The sequence below is a fragment of the Promicromonospora sp. NPDC050262 genome (genome assembly GCF_040655935.1).
GTDB lineage: Bacteria > Actinomycetota > Actinomycetes > Actinomycetales > Cellulomonadaceae > Promicromonospora.
In genome coordinates this window covers 25,477-46,241 of record NZ_JBFAKX010000016.1, presented here as the reverse complement: position 1 = coordinate 46,241, position 20,765 = coordinate 25,477, and the positions used below count along the sequence as shown (strand labels likewise).

General features: G+C 73.7%; 17 protein-coding genes. 8 read left to right on the top strand and 9 right to left on the bottom strand.

Annotated elements, in window-relative coordinates:
- Positions 1-115 precede the first annotated feature (115 nt).
- Positions 116-667, top strand: a complete 552-nt coding sequence (locus tag AB0I29_RS21395; protein WP_285106234.1) for a MarR family transcriptional regulator — start codon at positions 116-118, stop codon at positions 665-667.
- A gap of 29 nt (positions 668-696) precedes the next feature.
- On the opposite strand, the gene AB0I29_RS21390 is transcribed toward AB0I29_RS21395, so the two are convergent.
- The 3 genes from AB0I29_RS21390 to AB0I29_RS21380 all read right to left on the bottom strand — a co-directional run bounded on the left by AB0I29_RS21390 (position 697) and on the right by AB0I29_RS21380 (position 5,948).
- Positions 697-2,874, bottom strand: a complete 2,178-nt coding sequence (locus tag AB0I29_RS21390) for a beta-galactosidase (RefSeq protein ID WP_357485515.1) — start codon at positions 2,872-2,874, stop codon at positions 697-699.
- Positions 2,871-4,076 carry a LacI family DNA-binding transcriptional regulator gene (locus AB0I29_RS21385; protein WP_357485513.1) on the bottom strand — a complete coding sequence of 402 codons (1,206 nt, stop codon included), beginning with the start codon at positions 4,074-4,076 and terminating at the stop codon, positions 2,871-2,873. The genes AB0I29_RS21390 and AB0I29_RS21385 overlap by 4 nt, the downstream gene beginning before the upstream one ends.
- 150 nt (positions 4,077-4,226) lie before the next feature.
- Positions 4,227-5,948 carry a glycosyltransferase family 2 protein gene (locus AB0I29_RS21380; protein ID WP_357485510.1) on the bottom strand — a complete coding sequence of 574 codons (1,722 nt, stop codon included), beginning with the start codon at positions 5,946-5,948 and terminating at the stop codon, positions 4,227-4,229.
- Between the two features lie 131 nt (positions 5,949-6,079).
- Here AB0I29_RS21380 and AB0I29_RS21375 point away from each other — a divergent pair, with 131 nt between their 5' ends.
- The 5 genes from AB0I29_RS21375 to AB0I29_RS21355 all read left to right on the top strand — a co-directional run bounded on the left by AB0I29_RS21375 (position 6,080) and on the right by AB0I29_RS21355 (position 13,381).
- The gene (locus tag AB0I29_RS21375; protein ID WP_357485507.1) at positions 6,080-7,432 is read left to right on the top strand and encodes a sensor domain-containing protein; all 1,353 of its coding nucleotides are present in this window, start codon (positions 6,080-6,082) and stop codon (positions 7,430-7,432) included.
- A 1-nt stretch (position 7,433) separates the two neighbouring features.
- Entirely contained in the window at positions 7,434-8,087 is a 654-nt protein-coding gene (locus AB0I29_RS21370) for a response regulator transcription factor (protein ID WP_285106226.1), read from the top strand.
- Positions 8,088-8,222: 135 nt separating this feature from the next.
- On the top strand, positions 8,223-9,194 hold the full coding sequence (locus AB0I29_RS21365) for an alpha/beta hydrolase (RefSeq protein WP_285106224.1): 972 nt from the start codon (positions 8,223-8,225) through the stop codon (positions 9,192-9,194).
- Positions 9,195-9,271: 77 nt separating this feature from the next.
- Positions 9,272-10,432 (top strand): hypothetical protein, encoded by a 1,161-nt coding sequence (locus AB0I29_RS21360; protein ID WP_357485502.1) that lies wholly within the window; start codon positions 9,272-9,274, stop codon positions 10,430-10,432.
- A 360-nt stretch (positions 10,433-10,792) separates the two neighbouring features.
- Positions 10,793-13,381 (top strand): trehalase family glycosidase, encoded by a 2,589-nt coding sequence (locus AB0I29_RS21355; protein ID WP_357485499.1) that lies wholly within the window; start codon positions 10,793-10,795, stop codon positions 13,379-13,381.
- A gap of 109 nt (positions 13,382-13,490) precedes the next feature.
- Here the strand turns inward: AB0I29_RS21355 and AB0I29_RS21350 are convergent, their stop codons facing one another.
- On the bottom strand, positions 13,491-14,987 hold the full coding sequence (locus AB0I29_RS21350; protein WP_357485495.1) for a gluconate:H+ symporter: 1,497 nt from the start codon (positions 14,985-14,987) through the stop codon (positions 13,491-13,493).
- Positions 14,987-15,574, bottom strand: coding sequence for a gluconokinase (locus AB0I29_RS21345; protein WP_285106472.1), 588 nt, complete (start codon positions 15,572-15,574; stop codon positions 14,987-14,989). The genes AB0I29_RS21350 and AB0I29_RS21345 overlap by 1 nt, the downstream gene beginning before the upstream one ends.
- A gap of 129 nt (positions 15,575-15,703) precedes the next feature.
- Between AB0I29_RS21345 and AB0I29_RS21340 the strand changes: the two genes are divergently transcribed.
- The gene (locus tag AB0I29_RS21340; RefSeq protein ID WP_357485492.1) at positions 15,704-16,423 is read left to right on the top strand and encodes an FCD domain-containing protein; all 720 of its coding nucleotides are present in this window, start codon (positions 15,704-15,706) and stop codon (positions 16,421-16,423) included.
- Here AB0I29_RS21340 and AB0I29_RS21335 read toward each other — a convergent pair.
- Complete coding sequence (locus AB0I29_RS21335; protein WP_285106216.1) at positions 16,414-16,878, bottom strand: VOC family protein; 465 nt, start codon at positions 16,876-16,878, stop codon at positions 16,414-16,416. The two genes, AB0I29_RS21340 and AB0I29_RS21335, sit on opposite strands and share 10 nt — an antisense overlap.
- 121 nt (positions 16,879-16,999) lie before the next feature.
- Here AB0I29_RS21335 and AB0I29_RS21330 point away from each other — a divergent pair, with 121 nt between their 5' ends.
- Entirely contained in the window at positions 17,000-17,821 is an 822-nt protein-coding gene (locus AB0I29_RS21330; RefSeq protein WP_357485486.1) for a TetR/AcrR family transcriptional regulator, read from the top strand.
- A gap of 20 nt (positions 17,822-17,841) precedes the next feature.
- On the opposite strand, the gene AB0I29_RS21325 is transcribed toward AB0I29_RS21330, so the two are convergent.
- The 3 genes from AB0I29_RS21325 to AB0I29_RS21315 form a co-directional block, all read right to left on the bottom strand.
- Positions 17,842-18,534 carry a helix-turn-helix domain-containing protein gene (locus tag AB0I29_RS21325; protein WP_357485482.1) on the bottom strand — a complete coding sequence of 231 codons (693 nt, stop codon included), beginning with the start codon at positions 18,532-18,534 and terminating at the stop codon, positions 17,842-17,844.
- 202 nt (positions 18,535-18,736) lie between these two features.
- Positions 18,737-19,750, bottom strand: a complete 1,014-nt coding sequence (locus AB0I29_RS21320) for a zinc-dependent alcohol dehydrogenase family protein (RefSeq protein ID WP_357485478.1) — start codon at positions 19,748-19,750, stop codon at positions 18,737-18,739.
- Between the two features lie 107 nt (positions 19,751-19,857).
- Complete coding sequence (locus tag AB0I29_RS21315) at positions 19,858-20,757, bottom strand: SDR family oxidoreductase (RefSeq protein WP_357485475.1); 900 nt, start codon at positions 20,755-20,757, stop codon at positions 19,858-19,860.
- Positions 20,758-20,765: the final 8 nt, after the last annotated feature.

Below are 20,765 nucleotides of genomic sequence, written 5' to 3'. Positions count from 1 at the left end.
CGCGACGGGCGCGGGAAGGGGGTACGGGGCACAGGCATGCCAGGGACGGCCAGATTTAGCTAGCCAGGCTATATTCAAGTGTATGACGCAGTATGTGCAGGGGTAAAATCCGAGCGTGGAGCCTGAACCCGTGCCGGATACCGAGTCCCAGCCGTCGATGCTGGACCCCCGAGTCATGGACCCGGACGAGGAGATCGTGCACCGGGCCGGCATGGACGAGCGGGACGTCGACCAGGTCGTGCGCGTCCTGGAGGCCCTGCGCGGGTGGCACGAGACCGAGCGCCGCATGAGCGAGGCGTCGCGTCGGTACATGAAGCTCGGCGAGACCGACATGCGTGCCCTGCGCTTCATCATCGCCATGCAGAACCACGGGCGCATCGTGACGCCGGGCGCGATCGCCGAGCACCTGGGCATCACCACGGCCTCGACCACCAAGCTGATCGACCGGCTCGCCGCGGGCGGCCACGTGCACCGGTTCCCTCACCCGTCCGACCGGCGCAGCCTCGCGATCGAGGTGTCTGTCGAGACGCGGCGGGCGGCGCGGGAGACCGTGGGGCGCAGCCACGCCCGGCGGTTCGACGCCGCGGCGCGGCTGACGCCCAAGGAGCGGGAGATCGTCGCGCGGTTCCTGGACGACCTGGCGAGCACGGAGCACGAGCCGGGCTAGCGCCCGGCCCGTCCTCACGCCGCGCTTCCTCACACCTCCAGCAGCACCCGGACGTCCCACGGGCCGAGCTCGAGCCGCTCGCCCTCGGCCAGCTCCTCGCCGGTGAGCAGGTCGCGGACCGCGCCCGGCAGCACGAAGACGCTCGGGTCCCAGGACCACGAGTGCACGAACCGCACCCGCTCGCCCGCCGGGTTCCGCGCGCCGGTCACGGTCTGCGACGGCGCCTGGGGGCGCCACCGCGGCTCGGGGTTCGCACCCGGCCCTTCCTGGACCGCCGGACCGCTGTGCCGTGCCACCCAGGCGAGCACCGCCCGGGCCAGCGCCGGGTCGGGCACCGTGCCGACCGTGGTGACGCGGCCCGCGCCGTGCGCCCGGGTGGTGACGGCGGGCCAGCGGCCGAAGTGCGGGTGCTCGTAGCCGACCAGCACCTCGGCGTCCAGGACCTGCAGCCCGTCGACCCAGCTCGTCGCGTGCGCGCCGGCAAGGGCATCGTCGGGGGCCCCGTCCGGGGCGGCGTCGGCCACGTCGAATCCTTCCGCCGCGTGCACGGGCAGCGGCGCGTCGATCGTGGCGAACTCGTCGTAGAAGACGCCGGCCGCGGCGCTCAGGTGCGCAGGCTTGCGCTCCGCCCGGGCGCGGGCCTCCTCGTCCTCGTACCCGGTGCGGATGCCCAGCACGAGGTGACCGCCCGCCGCGGCGTAGCGCTCCAGCCACTGCAGCCAGGCGTCGTCGGCGATCGTGACGCCCGCCGCGACCAGCACCGGCAGCTCGCGTGCGGTGTCCTCGGGGGTGGCGTCGGTGAGCTGGGCGTCGTGCACGAGCCGCGCCTGCAGCCCGGCGTCGAACGCCCCGCGGTAGAAGGAGTCGAAGATCCGGTGCCAGCCGCGCGGGTCCGGGCCGGCGCCGCCGCCGAGCTGCGGGAACTCGGCCAGCGACCACTTGCTGGGGTTGGACCAGACCAGGGCGACGTCGGCGTCCGGCGTCAGGTTCGCCACCGTGGCGCCGGCCTTGCGGAGCTCGGCGCCGAGCTCCCCGACCTGCCGGTAGACCCGTCCCGGCTCCAGCGAGTGCGGCAGCACGCCGCCCCAGTATGTCTCGGTGCCATAGGGGAGCGTGTGCCAGTGCCAGTACTCGATCATGGTCGCGCCGCGCGAGACCAGCGCCCAGGCCGCCTGGCGCCACTGGCCGTCGTAGGCGGGCTCGTTCAGCCACGGCCCGCCGATCGCCTGCGCGTTGGTCTCCGTGACGAGGAACGGCGCCTGCTTCGAGGCGTACATGCGGTCCGCCGTGGCATACAGTGACCAGGTCCCCGTGGTCATCCAGGCCTGGTCGTCGCCGACGCTCGGGGGCAGTGCGAGGTGATCGCGCATGCGGTAGTACGGGTTGCCGGCGGTCACGTCCAGCTCGCGGGTGAGCGCGTCGTCCTGCACGCCCGGGCGCTCGTACGAGATGCACGTGGTGACGAACTGGTCCTCGCGCGCGTACTCGCGCACGACGTCGGCCTGCCAGCCGATGAAGTCCGTGGTGAGCTGCGCCTGGAAGCGGCGCCAGGCGAGCGCGTACTGGGGCTGCGCGTTGCCGGACGGCGTCCAGAGGTCCGCCCAGGACGACAGCCGGTGCGACCAGTACGTCAGGCCCCACTCGTCGTTCAGCCGCTCGACCGAGCCGTACCTGCCGCGCAGGTGGTCGACGAACCGCTCGAAGACCTGCCGGTTGTGGAAGATCTCGTTGCCCGGCTCGTTGTCCACCTGGAAGCCGACGACGGCGGGGTGCGCCGCGTACCGCGCGACGACGGCGCGGATGACCCGCTCGGCGTGGAACAGGAACGCCGGGTGCGTGTAGTCGATCTCCTGGCGCGCACCCCAGCCCATCGCCCGGCCGTCCGCGCGGACGACGTTGATCTCCGGGTGGAGCCGCGCCAGCCACATCGGCACCGCGTAGGTGGGCGTGCCGAGCACCACCCTGATGCCGCGCTCGTGCGCGCCGTCGAGCACGGGCTGGAGCCAGTCGAGGTCGAAGCGCCCGTTCTCGGGCTCCCACGTGGACCAGACCGACTCGCCGACCCGGATCACCGAGAACCCGGCCTCGACCATGAGGTCCAGGTCCTTCTCCAGCCGGTTCGAGAGCCGGTCCTCGGGCCGGTGGTACTCGGGGTAGTACGCGGCGCCGAACAGGACGCCGTCGGTCAGGTGGTGCAGGGGGCTCATGACGGCCTCTCGGGTCTGTGCGGGTTCTCGGTCGGAGTGCTCTGGGGTGGAGTGCTCTCGGGCGGCGGCGCCGTGCTCTCCCGGACCACGAGCTGGGTGGGGACCAGCCGCTGCCGCTCCGCGGGCGGCCTGCCCTCGACGGCGCGCACCAGGCGGTGCACGGCCAGGCGGGTGACCTCGGCGAAGTCCTGGCGCACGGTCGTCAGGGGAGTGGACAGATACTCGGCCTCCGGGGCGTCGTCGAAGCCCACGACGCTGACGTCGTGCGGCACCTGCAGCCCGGCCCGCTCGACGGCCCGGATGGCGCCGATCGCCATGTGGTCGTTGGCGGCGAAGATCGCCGTGACGGGTGTGCCGGTGCGGGCGTCGGAGTCGGAGTCGGCGCTGGCGTCGGTGCCGGTGCCGGTGTCGCCGTGGGAGCGGGCGCGGCGCAGCAGCTCGGTGGTCGCCTCGTACCCGGACCGGGGACTCCAGTCGCCGTGCACCACCGGCGGCGCGGTGACGCCGGCGTCGGCCAGCGCGCCGCGCCAGCCGGCGATCCGGCGTGCGGTGGCCGACCAGCCCGCGGTGCCCGCGACGTGGTGCACGGTGCGGTGCCCGAGCGAAAGCAGGTGCTCGGTGGCGGCGCGGGCCCCGGCCAGCTCGTCGGCGCCCAGCACCAGCTCGTCGGGCCCGGCGGCGCCGGAGCCCGCGGTGCCGGAGCCGGGCGCCCCGGCGGAATCGGCCGCGGTCGTCGGCGAGTCGAAGGTGAGCACCGGCAGCCCGCCCGGCAGGCGCAGCTCCGGGTGCCCCAGGTCGATCGGCTCGGAGAGGATGAGGCCGGCGACGTCCTGGGCGACGAGCTCGTCGATCGCGGCCTGCAGGTCGGCGACGCCGCCGCCCTGCGTGCGCGCGACGCTCAGGTGGTAGCCGGAGCCTCGCAGGGCGGCGTCGACTCCCTCCAGGATCGACGTCGGACCGTACAGCGCGGTGCCCATCGTGACCATGCCGATGCGCTGGTTCCGGCGGGTGACCAGGGCGCGGGCCGCCGCGTTCGGGCGGAAGCCCAGCTCCTCGATCACGGCCTGGACCCGCGCGCGGATCGCGTCCGCCACGTGGGGCTCACCGTTGACCACGCGCGAGACCGTCTTCTGCGAGACGCCGGCGCGGCGGGCGACGTCCGTCATCGACACGCGCTGCGACACGCGCTGTGCGGCACCCATGGACCAGCTCCCTCGCTGTGCTCGGACGGTGTCACGACCGGGCCCCGACGTGTCTCCGGGACCCGGCACCCGATCGTGCCCCGCCCGGGGTCGATCACGGACTGACTGCGTAGTCAACGGGCCCGAGCGAACCACGCCCTGACTACGTAGTCAAGGCCTCGGGCGCCGTCGTGCCGGGCGCCGTCGTGCCGGGCGTCGTCGCACCGGGCGCCCGCCCAGCCACGAGTAGCCGACGGCGGTGACGGCTACCGCGCAGAAGATCCCGGCCGGCGCGACGGTCCCGGTCAGCAGTACGGCGGCGACGAGCGCGGCGCTCGCGGCGGCGAGCTCGGGCCGTCGTCGGCGGAGGCTGGAACGCAGGCCTGGGTCGGCATTCTCCTTGGGCGTGACCACGAACCGGGCGCCGTTCCCCGCGGCGACCCGCAGGACGGCGCGCAGCGCCACGACGGCCACGGACGCGTAGAGCGCGGCGCCCCGCACGAGGAACGAGATCGCGGCCAGCGTGGAGCCCACGACGGACGCCGCCACGGAGGTCACGGTCGACAGCCGGTGCGACCGGCCCCGCAGCCGGCCCTGCGACCGGCCCTGCCATCGGCCCTGCCTCCTGTCCCGCCCCCGCATCCGGCGGAGCGCCTCCGGCAGCAGCGGCACCGCGCCGAGGATCCCGAGCGAGGCGCCGAGCGGAAGGGGCAGGCCCGGCGCCCGGCCCGCACCCCCGCCGGCTGCCGCCGCCAGCGCGAGCGCGAGCGGGAACAGCGAGACCGTCATCGCGGCGCCCACGAGCGGGGAGGCGAGGTCGACGAACACATCCAGCCGTCGCGCGGGGCGCAGCCGGGAGTCGAACAGCAGCCCGCCCTTGCGGCCGAGGAGCTGCATGGCGCCCTCCGTGAACTTGCCGAGCTGGGTGGTGAACGCCGTGTAGTCCGTGGGGGCGTCCTCGACGGAGACGAGGTCCGGCACGTACCGGACCGTGTACCCGCGCGCGGCGAGCTCCAGGGTCAGCGCGGCGTCCTCGGCGACGACCTCGGGAAAGCCGCCGGCCGCGCGCAGGGCACCGACGTCGAGCAGGGCCCCGCGACCGGCGAACGTGGCGATGCCGAGCGCGGAACGGCCCGCCGACATCGCGCGCAGGTGGGCGTCGAACATCCCGCGGAAGTCGCGGACGAACCGGGTGCCGCCGCGCCGCGAGCGGATCTCGACCTGCACCACGGCCACGCCGCGGTAGGCGCGGAGGTGGCGTAGCGCGGTGCCGACGAAGTCGGGGCCGATCTCCTGGTCGGCGTCCAGGATCACGACGGCGTCCACGCCGTCGGCATGGTTGCGCAGGTAGTTGTTGAGGTTCCCGGCCTTGAAACCTCGCCGGTCCGCCCGCCGCACGATCTCGACAGAGCCCGGCGCGCAGCCCGCGGCGAAGGCGTCGACCGCGGCCCGCGCCGCGCCGGTGCGAGAGTCGTCCAGGATCACCGTCCGGACCCGGCGGTGGGACTGCCGCATGCTCCGCCGCACCACGTCGGCCCGGAAGTCGTCCGCCGTCGGGTACAGCAGGGCGACGACGGAGTCGAGGTCGGGTCGCGTGGCCCGGGCCCGCGACCCGACGGACGGGTGCCGGCGCCGGCACGAGGCGAGCAGGACCAGGGCGGCCCGCGCGCCGACCAGCCAGGCAGCGGCGATCGCGCCGGCGGCCGGCGGCGTCGTCATCCACAGTGCCGGGGTCGACGGCGGGGCGGCCGCGGCGAGCGCGAGCCATGCGAGCGCGGCAAGCCCACCCCAGGCCAGCGTGAGCGACAGCGCGGGCAGGACGGCGGAGGACGTGCCCGCCGGAGCGGCCGGACGGGGACGCGGAGGGGGGCCATCGGGGCCCGTGATCACCATGCCTCCCATCCCACCGGCGGCGATCTCGCTGGTCACGGGCGTGCGAGTGACGCCGGGGGTAGACCAGGCCCTACCTCGGGGGTCCACTGCGCACCCTCTCCGGCCGGAACCTCCGGCGGTACCGTGATGACGTGCGCCGACCCGACAGCCTCGCCCTCGCCCTGCGCCGGCCCGGCTACCTGGTGTCCGCGTGGCTGCCCCGGGCCTGGCTGTTCACCCTCACGAGCGCGCTGATCACGGGGCCCTTCGTGATCCTGATCTTCAGCGGCCTCCTGCAGTCGCAGTCGCTGTACGCCCTGGTCGCCCTCCTGGTGGTCGTCACGCTGGCGTGCAGCACCCTGATCGCCCGGCTCGACCGGTTCCGCGTCTCCCTGCTCGGGCAGGACCGCATCGCCGACCCGCACGGGCCGGCGGGCGGGAACAGGTCCAGTTGGCACGGAGCGGGCGGGGGCGGGCCGGACCGGGTCCGGCTGCGCCTCGGCGAGGCGGCGACCTGGCGCGAGGTGCTCTACGTGGCGGCCTGCCTCGCCGTCGGCTGGGCCTGCGCCGGGGCGCACCTTCTCGTCGTCGCGGCGGTGACGGCCGCGGTGACGATCCCGGAACGGGTGGTCGCGGGGGATCCTGTCTGGGACACGAACCCGGCGGGCGTGGTGCTCGGTTTCGGCGTGGCCGTGGTGGGCCTCCCGGCGCTGGGCTACGCGGTCGGGCTGCTCGCGCTGGCCCAGGCTGCGCTGGCGCGTTCCCTCCTCGCGCCACGCGGTGACGAGCTGCGTCGTCAGATCGCGCGCCTCACGGCGTCGCGGGCGAACCTGGTCCGGTCGTTCGAGGGCGACCTGCGACGCATCGAACGTGATCTGCACGACGGTGCCCAGCAGAAGCTGGTGACCCTCGCGATCGCCCTCGGCTCCGCGGAGCTGGACCTCGCGGAGCTCGACGCCGCCGAGCTGGCCCGGGCGGGCGTCGACGTCGCCCGGCTGCGGGCCCACCTCGACCGGGCGCACGACCTCGCCGAGGCCGCGCTCGACGACCTGCGCTCCACGGTCCGCGCGATCCACCCGCGGGTGCTCGCCGACCACGGGCTCACCCCCGCCGTGCACGAGCTGACGTCACGCATGCACGTCCCGGTGACGCTGGCGAGCACGGTGGAGGGCCGGTTCGACGCCGAGGTCGAGCTGTGCGCCTACTTCGTGGTCAGCGAGGCCCTGACGAACGTCGCGCGCCACAGCCGGGCGCTCGGCGCCGGTGTCGAGGTGGCGCGGGACGGCGACGTCCTGACCGTCCGGGTCCACGACGACGGCGTGGGCGGCGCGGACCCGCGCGCCGGGACCGGGCTCGCCGGCCTGCGCGAGCGTGCCGAGGCGGCCGGCGGGAACCTGACGGTGACGAGCCCGGACGGCGGTCCGACGACGATCACCCTGCTCCTGCCGGCTCGTGCGGCCGCCGTCGGGCCGGGCGATCTTGCCGAGCCCCGCGGGGTGGCCTGACGTGCGGGTCGTGCTGGCGGAGGACTCGGTGCTGCTGCGGGACGGGTTGGTCTCGTTGCTCGAACGCGTGGGCCACGAGGTGGTGCACGTGACGGGCGACGCCGACGAGCTCGTGCGGCTCGTCCTCGCCGACGGCGCGCACGGCGAGCTGCCCGACCTGGTGATCACGGACGTCCGGATGCCGCCCCGGCTGGAGAACGACGGCATCGACGCGGCGGTCGAGCTCCGGCGGCACTTCCCGGCGCTGCCCGTCGTCCTGCTCTCGCAGTACGTCGCCGACGCCTACGCGCGGGACCTGCTCGCGGGCTCCTCCGGCGGGATCGGCTACCTGCTCAAGGACCGCATCGGGCGCGTGAGCGACGTCATGACGTCGCTGGAGGTCGTCGCGTCGGGCGGCACGGTGATCGACCCGCAGATCGTCCGGTCGCTGCTCGACCGGCGCGCGTCCCCGCTGGACGCCCTGACGCCCCGCGAGCGGGAGGTGCTCGCGCTCATGGCCGAGGGCCGCTCGAACCCGGAGATCGCCGCGCGGCTCGTGGTGAGCGACGCCGCGGTGGCCAAGCACATCGGCAACGTGTTCGCCAAGCTCGGCCTCACCGTCGACGAGACCGGGCACCGCCGGGTGCGGGCCGTGCTCGCGTACCTGCGCGGCTGAGCGCGAGCATCCGCCGGATGGCGGATGATCGGCACGAGGTGTGCGCCGTTCGGCGGATGTCCTCGCGGGTCCGGGCGTCAAGACTGGTCGCAGCGCTGCGGGGCCGCAGCCACACCGCTGAACGAGGGAGTTCACATGACCGAGACCGTCAGGAGGCCGCCGTTCGATCCTGAGCTCGAAGCCGTGCTCACCCTGCTCTCCGACCAGATGCCGCCGAGCATCACGCCGGAGATGATCCCGCTGCTGCGTCAGGCCGCGCCCGCGTCCGAGGTCAGCGTTGACGACGTGCTCGCCGCGGCTGGGATCGTGCGCCGCGACGTCACCGTTCCGGGGCACGACGGCGACGAGATCGAGGTGAGCGTGCTGAGCCGGCAGGGCCGGACCGGCGTCGGCCCGGGGATCTTCCACACCCACGGAGGAGGGATGATCATGGGCGACCGGTTCGTGGGGCTCGACCTGCTCCTGGGCTGGATCAACGACCTCGACGCGGTCGTGGTCACGGTGGAGTACCGCCTCGCACCCGAGTTCCCCGACCCGTACCCCGTCCGGGACTGCTATGCGGGTCTCGTGTGGACCGCCGAGCACGCCGCCGAGCTGGGCATCGACCCCGACCGCCTGCTCATCGCCGGAGGAAGCGCCGGGGGCGGCCTCGCCGCGGGCACCGCGCTGATCGCCCGGGACGAGGGCGGTCCCGCGCTCGCGGGCCAGGTGCTGATCTACCCCATGCTCGACGACCGCGACCGGACGGTCTCGACCACGCAGATGGACGGGATCGGCGTGTGGGACCGCAGCTCGAACATCACGGGGTGGTCGGCCCTGCTGGGCGACCGGCGCGGCACGGACGACGTCTCGGTCTACGCCGCTCCTGCCCGGGCGACCGACCTGACCGGCCTGCCGCCGGCGTTCATCGACTGCGGCAGCGCGGAGGTCTTCCGGGACGAGGACGTCGCCTACGCCTCCGCGCTCTGGGCGGCGGGCGTGCAGGCGGAGCTGCACGTGTGGCCCGGCGGGTTCCACGGGTTCGACATCATGGCCCCGCACACCGTCCTGGCCAAGGCGATGCGCACGGCCCGGGACTCCTGGATCGCGCGCACGCTCGGCGTCTGACGACGGTCTCCCGCGGTGCGCCTCCCGCTGGTGCGCCTGCCGCTAGTGTGTTGGCCCACACGCGCGATGGAGCGAACATGCAAGAACTCGTGGGCCGGCTGACCGCTCTGGACCCTGCGGCCAGCGAGAGCCTCAAGGTCGTGACCTACTTCGACGTGCTCGTGGCGGGCGGCGTCGGGCTCCAGGCGCTGCTGCGGGGGGCCGCCGTGCTCAGCGGGACGGTCGCCGGCGCCGTCGTCGGACGGCGGACGTATCGCGTGGGTCCCGACGGCGGCCGGCTGCCGGACGGCGCCGTCGGTCCCGGATCCGGAACCGGGGCGGGGGCTGAGACCGGGACGGGGACTGAGACCGGGGCTGCCGGCACCGCGGTCGTGGGTGCTGCCGAGGCTCCCGCCGCGACTGCGGGTCCTCGGGAGCACCGGCTCTCCCGGCCGGTCGCCGACGGACGTGTCTGGCTCGAGCGCGAGGGTTCCGCCCACGCCAACGACGACATGGTCGTCGAGCGGCTGGCGCTCGCCGTCGACCTCGTCCGGGCGCGGCACGACGGCGAACCCGGCAGCTCCCTGGCGACGCTGATCGACGCGACCCGGGACGTCGGCGAGCGCCGGATCGCGCTGTCCCGGCTCAGACTCGATCCGGCGCGCGCGTACCGGGTCGCGGCGCTCCCGGCCTCGCGGGACGTGTCGGCCGCGCTGTCGGGAACGGTGTCAGGGGACGCGTCAGGGGCGGAGCCGCGAAACGCGTCGGGCGCGCCGTCGACCGTCGTGGCGACCCCCGACGGCCTGGTACGTGCCGTGGTGCTCGGCCGGGACACCGGGATCACCGGGCCTGCCGGGCTGGGACTCGTGCAGCCCGCCGACCGCCTCGCGGAGTCCTTCCGGACCGCGCTCCTCGCCCTCCGGCTGTCCTCGGCGAGCAACGCCGTGGTCGACGCCGGGGACCTCGGGGTCGTCCTGGCCGCCGTCGGGGCGCTCGAACCCGTCGCGGCCCAGCAGCCGGACGTCGTCGCCCTGTCGCGGCTCGACACCCGGACCCGCGCCGTGCTCGACGAGCTGGCCGCGGCGGAGAGCGTGCGCGCCGCGGCGACGGCGCTCGGCATGCACCACTCGACGCTCCAGGTCCGCCACGACGCCCTGACGACCGAGCTGGGTTACGACCCGCGATCGCTGCACGGACGCGCGCGGTTCCAGCTGGCCCGGCTGCTCCTGCGCCTCGCTGAGGCCCGGCCGGCCGGCTGACCAGCGGACTGACCCGCCGACTGACCGCTCGGGCCGCGGATCCGGTCCGGCGCCGCAGCCGCGGGACGCGAGGGTCGGTGCCGTCGATCGCGAGCTGCGCCGCCCCGACCGACGATGTGCGCTTCTACCCAGCGATCGGGCCTGGAAAGAGCATCTGTGCTGGGCCCGATGACTGGGTAGCCGTCGAGAGGCCGGCAGCCACGCGGCACGGGGCATGCGGCACGGGGCACGCGGTACCGGACACGGCTCGGACGCACGCACGCGACCGTCCGAATCCGGACAACTCTGCACTTGTATGTCATGTGACCAGCATCTAGGGTTCGGGTTGTTAGCGTTCACATCGACGTGAAGGGTTCATAGATGAGCCGACGAACGACTGCCAGGTTCGGAGCCGCCCTCGTGGCCGGCGCCCTGGTCACCGTCCCGCTCGCGGCGGGCGCGCTCGCCGCAGATGCCAGCACCGGCGCCGCCGTCGCCAGCACGGCTGCCACCGCCGGCACCGGCACCACCGCCGGCACCAGCGCCACGAACGACGGCACCGCCGTCGCGCAGGTCGCCGGAGCCGCCGGGACCGGGGGCGGGGGGCCCGAGGACGACTACGCCCCGCGGTCCCTCCCGTTCGCCCTGCCGGGCTTCAAGGAGCAGGAGTTCGACGGCGCACTCCTGGTCGGCGAGGGGCACGCGCGGTTCTCGTTGGCGTTCAACATGGTGACGCCGCAGGGCCGCGTGCTCGACGACAACATGGTCCCGTGGATCAAGCGGATCGGGACGGTCACGCCCGACGGCTCGTACTACGAGATCGACATGACCACGGACAACCGGAACATCACGCCGGAGACGATCGGCGCGCTGCGCGCCGTCCTCGCGCACCCCGAGGACTGGTCCGAGGCGGAGGTCGCGAAGGCCCGCGAGCAGCTGCCGGTCCAGGAGGCCGCGTACGAGGCGGCCGTGCGCGACACCCGCACCGTCCGGCTGCGGTTCTCGACCACGGACGGCGGCGAGATCGTGGGCTCGGCGACCGCCCTGACCGACGACACCGAGGTGTTCCTGCAGGCCAGCCCGCCGTGGTCCGAGCCCAGCACGTACCGCCCGGAGGGGGAGCGCTCGATCGTCGCGACGTCGGCGGGCGTGCGGGACGCGTCCCAGGTCGGCAGCTTCCGGCTCGACTCGACCGAGACGCCCGAGGAGACCACCGGCTACGCGAACGTCGCCGAGCTGCTCAAGGGCCTGGCCGGCAAGGAGTACGCGGCGGGCGAGGGCGCCGTCGCGCAGCGGTACGCGCTGGACAAGGGCGAGACCGTCGCGTTCCACGCCGCGGTCTCGACCGAGGCGCCGGAGCGCTCGCGCCTGAGCACGCGGGACGTGACGCGGATCCTGGACCGCGCCGAGGCGCGGGCCGACGACGACACGCTCCACGGTCGCGGCCCGACCGGCCAGGCGGCGACGTACCTGCGCGACGCGATGTCGCTGAACGACAACTGGGACGAGAAGTACGACAGGTCGTTCGTCATGTGGGGCCTCGGCGGCGGTGGTGACGACATCTTCCTGGGCTGGGACTCCGCCTGGGACGCCATCACCGAGCTGAGCGTCGACCCCGCGACGGCGCTCGACCACATCCGCGACTTCTACGACCAGAAGGGTCCGCGCTACGACCAGCTCCACGCCGGCCCGATGCACACCTACGCCGCCTGGCGGGCGTACACGCGCACGGGGGACCGCAGCATCCTGGAGCTCGTCTACCCGATCATGACGCGGTACATCGAGCGGATGCCGGAGTTCGACACCGACCAGGACGGGCTGCTGGAGAGCCCGTGGGTGGAGGAGCGGCGGGGCGGCCGCGGCAACCACCTCGGCCTGGACGACAGCCCGCAGTACTGGAACTACGTCGAGGTCCCGCGCGACGGCGGCACCGACACGCGCGAGAACACCAACCTGACCGACGTCGCGCTCAACTCCTACTACGGGCTCATGGCCGAGAACCTGGCGCAGATGGCCACGGTGCTCGGCGACACCGCCGGGGCGGAGCGGTACGCCGCGCTGCACGAGCGGCTCGAGGTGCGCATGAACGAGCACCTGTGGAACGAGGAGCGCGGCCTCTACCTCAACCGGTACCTCGACGGGAGCTGGGAGCCGACCAACACGCCCACGGTCTTCTACCCGCTGTTCGGCGGGCTGGCGACGCCGGAGCGTGCGGAGATCCTGGTGCGCGACCACCTGGAGAACCCGGAGGAGTACGGCGGCGAGTTCGTCATCCCGAGCGTGGCGCGCAACGACCCGGCGTTCTGCGCGGGGCGCGCCAACGAGTCGACGGAGGCCTACCGGTACTTCCAGTCGCCGGGCGAGGAGGACTCCTGCGAGGAGTGGCAGGGCGCCGCCTGGCCCCCGATGAACGCCACCGTCTACGACGGCCTCAAGCGGTACGGCCTGGACGAGGCGGCCGCCGAGGTGGCCACGAAGTCGACGGCGATGTGGCTGACCTCCTACAAGGAGATCGGCTGGTTCCCGGAGTACTTCGACCCCGAGCCCGGCCAGGTCATCAACTCCGTGGCCACGGACACCGCGTGGCGCACGTACTCGTGGTCCAACCTGATGCCGCTGATGAGCACGCAGGAGCTCATCGCGGACGAGCCGTGGGGCGACGCCGACGGCTTCCGCTTCGGCACGCTCGGCCTGCCCGGCACCAACACCGTCTCGGAGGTGCCCCTGAAGGGACACGCGTGGTCCGTGACGGCGGGTCCGCGTACGACGACGCTGGAGCGTGACGGCCGCACGGTGGTGCGCGCCGAGGGCGGCCGGATCGTCGCCCGGGACGTGGTGCTGGACGCCGTCCGCGGCGGGAGCTCGATGGACGTCACGACGACGGCCCGCACGACGATCACGGTGACGGTCCCGGGCGCCCGCCCGCACACCTTCCACGTCAAGAAGGGCGACACCCACCTCACCTGGTAAACCACCCCCGACTCGGACCGCAACGTTGAGTGCTGGATCTTCGCCCTTTTCTGTGTGCCAGAAGGGCGAATACCCAGCACTCAACGGTGCGGTGGGCGGGTGGTTCGGGCTAGACGACGATGCCGAGCAGCAGGACCACCAGCAGGGCCACGACCGAGAGCACCGACTCCATGAGCGACCAGGTCTTGAAGGTCTGGCCCACGGTCATGCCGAAGTACTCCTTGACGAGCCAGAACCCGGCGTCGTTCACGTGGGAGAGGAACACCGAGCCCGCGCCGATGGCGAGCACGAGCAGCGCGGCCTGGGTGGGCTCCAGCCCGGCGGCCAGGGGCGCCATGATGCCCGCGGCGGTGATCGTCGCGACGGTCGCCGAACCGGTGGCGATGCGGATGAGCGCCGCCACGAGCCACCCGGCCAGCAGCGGGGTGATCCCGGCGTCGGCGATGCCGGACGCGATCACGTCGCCGACACCCGAGTCCACGAGCGTCTGCTTGAAGCCGCCGCCCGCGCCCACGATGAGGAGGATCCCGGCGATCGGGGCGAAGGAGGAGCCGACGAGGTCGCCGAGCTGCTGACGCGTGCGGCCGACGGCGGTGCCGAACGCGACCAGCGCGAACAGCGACGTGATGAGCAGCGCCACGAGCGGCTCGCCGAGGAACTCCAGCACGGTGCCGTAGCCGGTCCCGGTGGCGCCCGCGATCTCGACGACGGACCGCGCGAGCATCAGGATCACGGGGAGCAGGACGACCAGGACCGAGATGCCGAACGAGGGCTTGCGCAGCGTGGTGGTGGTGGCGGCATCCGTCGCCGTCGCGGTGGTCCCGGCGCCGCCGGACGACGGCGAGCCGCCGGTGCCGCTCGTAGCCGTGCCGCCCGCGGCGCCGTCGGACATGCCGAGGACGGTGGTGGGCGGGTCGAGCCGCACCCAGCGGGTGAGCGGGATGGCGAGCAGCGGTCCGGCGATGATCACCGTCGGGACGGCGACCAGCAGGCCGAGGCCGAGCGTGAGGCCCAGGTTCGCGCCGAGCGCGTCGATCGCGAGCAGCGGCCCGGGGTGCGGCGGCACCAGGCCGTGCAGCGCGGAGAGCCCGGCGAGGGCGGGGATGCCGACCAGCACGGGGTTGGCACGCATGCGGCGCGCCACGATCATCACGACCGGGATCAGCAGCACCACGCCGACCTCGAAGAACAGCGGGATGCCGACCACGAACGCGATGAGCGCCATGGCCCAGGGCAGACGCCGCACCGGCGTCCGGTCCAGGATCGTGTCGACGATCCGGTCGGCGCCGCCCGAGTCGATGAGCAGCTTGCCGATGATCGCGCCGAGCGCGATGAGCACACCCACGCCCGCGACGGTGGATCCGAGACCTGCCGTGAAGCTGGTGAACGTGTCCGTGAGGCCCACCCCGGCCACGATCGCGAGCACGCCCGAACCGAGGACCAGTGCGAGGAACGGGTGCATCTTGAGCCAGACGATGAGCCCGACGATGACGACGATGCCGATGAGCGCGGCGAGGACGAGCTGCGGGGTCGAGGCGGTCGGGGCGGCGTCCGCCGCGGCGGAGACGGTGGTGGAGATGGCGGTGGAGATGGCGGTGTCGAGCATCAGTCGTCCTCTCCCAGGAGGTGCAGGATCTCGTCGACGATCTGGTCCGGGCGCGGCGAGACGTCCACGGAGAACCCGGGCTCGTCGTCGGCCAGCGGCTCCAGCGCGGCGAGCTGGCTGTCGAGCATCTCGGGCTTCATGAAATGCCCGGCGCGTCCCTGGATGCGGGTGCGCAGCAGGTCGTACGAGCCGGTGAGGTGCACGAACTGCACGCTGCCGGTCGTCCCGCCGCCGTTCGTGTCGCGGCCCGCCGTCTCCAGCAGGTCGCGGTAGCTGCGGCGCAGGGCGCTGCACGGCACCACCGCGCTGCGCCCCTCGTTCAGCTCCTTGGCGAACCAGTCGCGGATGCCGCGCAGCCAGGGCCAGCGGTCGTCATCGTCCAGGGGGTGGCCCGCGGCCATCTTGGCGACGTTCTCCGGCGAGTGGAAGTCGTCGCCCTCGGCGAACGACGCGCCGAGGCGCCCGGCGAGCAGGGCTGCGACGGTGGTCTTGCCCGAGCCGGCCACGCCCATCACGACGATGGCACGGGGTGCGGGATCGGTCCCGGCAGGCCCAGCCGGGCCGCCGCTTGTCTCGGTCGAGAACATCGCTGTCTCGGTGACGTCTGTGTCCATGGCACCTATCTTCACCCATTGATGACACCATTCGTGCGTGATTCATGTCACCAATGGTGTGACCAATCCGCCGGTCGGGATGGCGCCAACTAGGCTGTGAGCATGCCCCCAGTGCTGCACAGCCCCGTCCTCGACGCCCTGGGCCGCCGCATCACCGCTGGTGAGCTGCCGGCCGGCGCAGCGCTGACGCTCGACGGGATCGGCAGCGAGTTCGGGGTGTCCCGCACGGTCGCGCGCGAGGCGATGCGGCTGCTCGAAGGCCTCGGCCTGGTCCGGTCCGGCCCCCGCGTGGGCATCGTGGTGCTGCCCCACTCGGCCTGGAACGTGCTCGACCCCCGGGTCATCGCGTGGCGCCTGGACGGCCCGGGCCGCACGTCGCAGCTGCGTTCGCTCACCGAGCTTCGCCAGGCCGTCGAGCCGCGGGCGGCGGCCGGGGCGGCCCGCGGGGCGACGGCGGCGGTCCGCGACGAGCTGGTCGTCACCGCCGGACAGATGCGCAAGCTCGGCGAGGCGGGCGAGGGCGACAGTGCGGAGTTCCTGGCGCTCGACATCCGCATGCACGAGCTGCTCCTGCGCTCCAGCGGCAACGAGCTGTTCACCGCGCTCGCCGACGTCGTCGCCGTCGTGATCTCCGGGCGCATCCACCTGGGCCTCATGCCCGCCTATCCCGTGCCGGAGGCGCTCGACGCGCACGAGGCGGTGGCTCGGGCGGTCGCCGCGGGCGACGCCGAGGCCGCCGAGGAGGCGATGGCGCGCATCGTCCGCGAGGTGCGCGGCGCGCTCGACGACACGTCGGCGCCCGCGCATCCTGCTCAGGCCTGACCGCCGAACCAGCTCTCCTGCGCGGCGTCCAGGCCTGCGGTGGCGTCCCAGTCCTTGATGGGCTCGGAGAACTCCCACTGGTAGCCGAAGGGGTCGACGCACTCGAACACCCGGTCGCCCCAGGCCTCGTCGGCCGGCTCCGACGTGATGGTGCAGCCGGATGCCCGGCAGTAGTCGTAGCTCGCGGCCAGGTCCTCCACACCCAGGCCGATGGCCACGCCGAGCCCGCGCGGGCCCCGCTGGGTGAGCCGTTCGCGCTCGCTGTCCGGGAACGGCATGCCGACCAGGGCGTCGACGATCAGCTGCACCTCGCCGCGCGCCAGGATCGTCATCACCGGACCGCCGTCGGGGCCCGGGATCGAGCCCACCTCCCCGAAGCCGAAGCCTCGGTAGAGCTCCGCCGCTGCGACGACGTCGCCCACCCGCAGACCCACCCGGAATGCTGCTGCTACCACTGGTGCCTCCCTGATTCCGCTGCCGTCCGTGTGCTCGCCGCGCCATTTGGGTACGGCGTACGCAAACTATAGTCGACGATGCCGGCGCGCTGCGCGGGCGACGAGCCGGAGGAGGCGACGCATGGGAGACGTGGGCGACGAGCGGGACCGGGTGCGGACCCTGGACCTGCTGTGGGGCACGCGGGTGTCCTCCGGGCTCGGGCGCAAGCCCGGGCTGGGTCTCGACCGGATCGTGGCGGCGGGCGTGGAGGCCGCCGACGACGGAGGCCTGGACAGCCTCTCGATGCGGCGGGTCGCCGACCGGCTGGGCGTGGGTGCCATGTCGCTCTACCGGCACGTGCGGGACAAGGCGGAGCTGCTCGACCTCATGGTCGACCGGGTGCTCGCCGAGGTTCGCTACGACGCCGCCAGCGGGGCGGACGGCGTCGGCGGGGCGGACGGCGTCGGGCCGGGCGACGCGGGCGACGCGGGCGACGGGAACGCCTGGCGCTCGCGGCTGGAGCGGGTCGCTCGCGCGAACCGGGCGCTCTACGAGCGGCACCCGTGGCTGCTGGGCCGCTTCGAGAGCCGGCCCCCGCTCGGGCCGGGGACGATCGCCAAGTACGACGCCGAGCTGCGCGCCGTCGACGGGATCGGGCTGTCCGACGTCGAGATGGACCTCGTGCTGACCCTGGTGCTGGGTTACGCCCGTGATGCCACGGCCGGCCTGCTCGCGTGGCGGTCGCTCCCCGAGCGATCCGGCCAGGACGACGCGGAGTGGTGGTCGGCGCACGAGCCTCACATGGCACGGGTCCTGGTGGACCGCTACGCGCTGGCCGCGCGGGTCGGGACCGCCGCGACCGTCCGGTACGGCGGCCTGCACGACGCCGAGCGCGTCTGGGAGTTCGGCCTGTCGCGGGTCCTGGACGGGATCGAGTCCTTCGTCGGGCGCGCCCGGTCGTAGGCGGCCCGCCGGGGGGAGTCCTAGATCGCGGCCAGCAGCGGCAGCCGGACGGCGGGCGGCAGCGGCGCGACGTCGGGCCGGGCGCTGATCGACTGGATCTGCAGCGCCGCGAACCGGCGGGAGGCGGCGACAGCGGCCTTGCGGGACGAGGCCCGGATGCCCGAGTTCGCCATGATCAGCATGATCAGGTCGTCGAGCACGAAGTCGCGGCGCAGGCCGCCGGAGTCCTTCGCGCGCTGGATGAGCTCGGCCAGCGACCGCAGGGTGTGCGTGCGCTCGCGGGCGAAGTCGACGGCCTTGGGGAACGCCGTCACGAACGCGGCCGTGAAGCCGCGGTCCAGGGCGTGCATCACGCACACCTCCTCGATCACCGCGCCGAGCCCGTGCCACGGATCGGGGTCGGCCAGTCCCTGCTCGACGATCCTCGAGCAGGTCGCCATCTGCTCGCCGAACGCCTCGGTGACCAGCGCCTCCTTGGTCGGGAAGCGCCGGTACAGCGTCGCCGGCCCGACGCCGGCGCGCCGGGCCAGCTCTCGCATCGGGACGTCGATCCCGTGCTCCGCGAACGTCGCGCGCGCCACCTGGAGGATGCGCTCGCGGTTGTCGCGCGCGTCGGACCGCAGCTCGCGCGCCGGGTACGGTTCGAGGGCCTCGGGCGGCGCGGTCTCGTGGTGTGTGATGTCCACGGACGCGGTGCCCGGGTGCTGGGTCATGACTCTCGCTTCGCCGAAACGGACGGGGTGTTCCACTCGCGCGATCATCATCGCACCCGGACCTGCACCGGCCGGACCGCAGAAAAACGACCATGCACCTGCTGCCAGCCGCGAGCTCCGGTTGGCAGCAAGTGCATGGTCGTTTCCGCCGCCGCGGGGCGGTCAGCGGCAGAAGCCGGCGACAGCGGCCCAGCGGCGGCCGTCAGTTCTGCAGCAGCACCTTGATCGCGCGCCGGTCGTCCATGGCGCGGTAGGCCTCCGCGACCTCCGACAGCGGCAGGGTCAGGTCGAAGACCTTGCCCGGGTCGATCTCGCGCTTCCACACCAGGTCCAGCAGGTGCGGCAGGTAGGCGCGGACCGGCGCGACGCCGCCGTGGATGCCCTTGTTGCCCCAGAACAGCGTGTCGGTGGGCAGGTCGCCGTGCGGCACGCCGACCAGGCCGATCATGCCGCCCGGCCGGACCAGCTCCACCGACTGGGCCCGGGCCTCCGCGGTGCCCACGCACTCCAGCACTGCGTCCGCGCCGATGCCCTCGGTCAGCTCCAGCACCTTGGCGAGGCCCTCCTCGCCGCGCTCGGCGATGATGTGGGTTGCGCCGAACTCCTCGGCCACCTTCTGCCGCGACGCGTGCCGGCTCATCGCGATGATCGTGGTGGCACCGAGCTGGGCCGCGGCCAGGACGCCGCTCAGCCCGACGGCGCCGTCGCCCACGACCACGACGCTCGAACCTGGCCCGACCCCGGCCGAGACGGCCGCGTGCCAGCCGGTGCACATCACGTCCGACAGGCTCAGCAGGCTGGGGATCAGGTCGGCGTCCGGCTCGCCGGGGGTGGCGAGCAGGGTGCCGTCCGCGTTCGGGATCCGGATCTTCTCGGCCTGGCAGCCGTCGTAGCCGCCGCCGTGCAGGCAGTTGGCCTGCATGCCCTTGCGGCACACCGCGCACGTGTTGTCGCTGTGCAGGAACCCGCCGACCACGAAGTCGCCGGGCTTGACGGTGGTGACGTCGGCGCCGACCTGCTCGACGACGCCGACGTACTCGTGGCCGATCGGCGTGGGCCGCTTGACCTCGGAGATCCCGCGGTAGCGCCAGAGGTCCGAACCGCACACGCAGGCGGCGACGGTCCGGATGACGGCGTCGGTCGGTTCGACGACGGCGGGGTCCGTCCGCTCCTCGAAGCGGACGTCCCCGGCTCCATGAATGATTGCTCCTCGCATGCTCCCATTCAACACGCGCCGTGCGGATGAGGGAGTGTCTGTCGTTACCCCTCGCCCGGTCCGACTGCTCGGCCGGTCCGACTGCGCGGACCGGCCGCGCGGCGGGCTCAGCCGCGCGCGGCGTGCACGACGTCGGCCAGCGGGGTGGCGGGACGACCCAGGAGGCGGTCCAGGTCGTCGCGGTCGGTCTGCAGGTCGCCGGCCGCGATCGAGGCGTCGAGCCCGGCCACGAAGCCGGCGGTCCCGGCGTCGAGGCCGACCTGCTGGAGCTCGGCCGCGTAGTCGGCCACCGACAGGTCGCGGTAGGCCACCGCGGTGCCGGTGACGTCGCTGATCGTCGTCGCCAGCTCCGTGAAGGTGAACGCGGGCCCGCCCAGCTCGTGGACGACGACGGGCGCGCTGCCGTCGGTGGTCCCGGAGCCGGCCCCGGAGCCGGCCGCGTCGTCGGCCAGCAGGGCGGACGCCGCCGCGCCGGCGTAGTCCGCGCGCGGGGCGGCCGAGACCTTGCCGCCCGCCACTGCCCCGACGATCTCTCCGCGCTCCAGGTACTCGGCGAGCCGCTCGGTGTAGTTCTCGGTGTACCAGCCGTTGCGCAGCAGCGTGACCGGGACGCCCGACGCGCGCAGCACCTGCTCGGTGGCCTGGTGCTCCCCGGCGAGCGGGTTGGTGGTGTCGTCGGCGTTGAGGATGCTCGTGTAGGCGATGCGCTCGACGCCGGCGGCCTTCGCGGCGTCGATCACCGCGGTGTGCTGCGGCACGCGCGCACCGGGCTCGCTGCCGGAGACGAGCAGCAGCCGCTGCACCCCGGCCAGGGCGCCGGGGAGGGTCTCGGGCCGGTCGTAGTCGCCCTCGCGGACCTGCACGCCGCGCTCGGCGAGGTCGGCGGCCTTCTCGGGCGTGCGGGCGATCGCGACGACGTCGGCGGCGGGCACGCCACGGGACAGCAGCTCCTCGACGACGAGGCGGCCCAGGTGTCCGGTCGCCCCGGTGACGGCGTAGGTGGTCATGGTTCTCT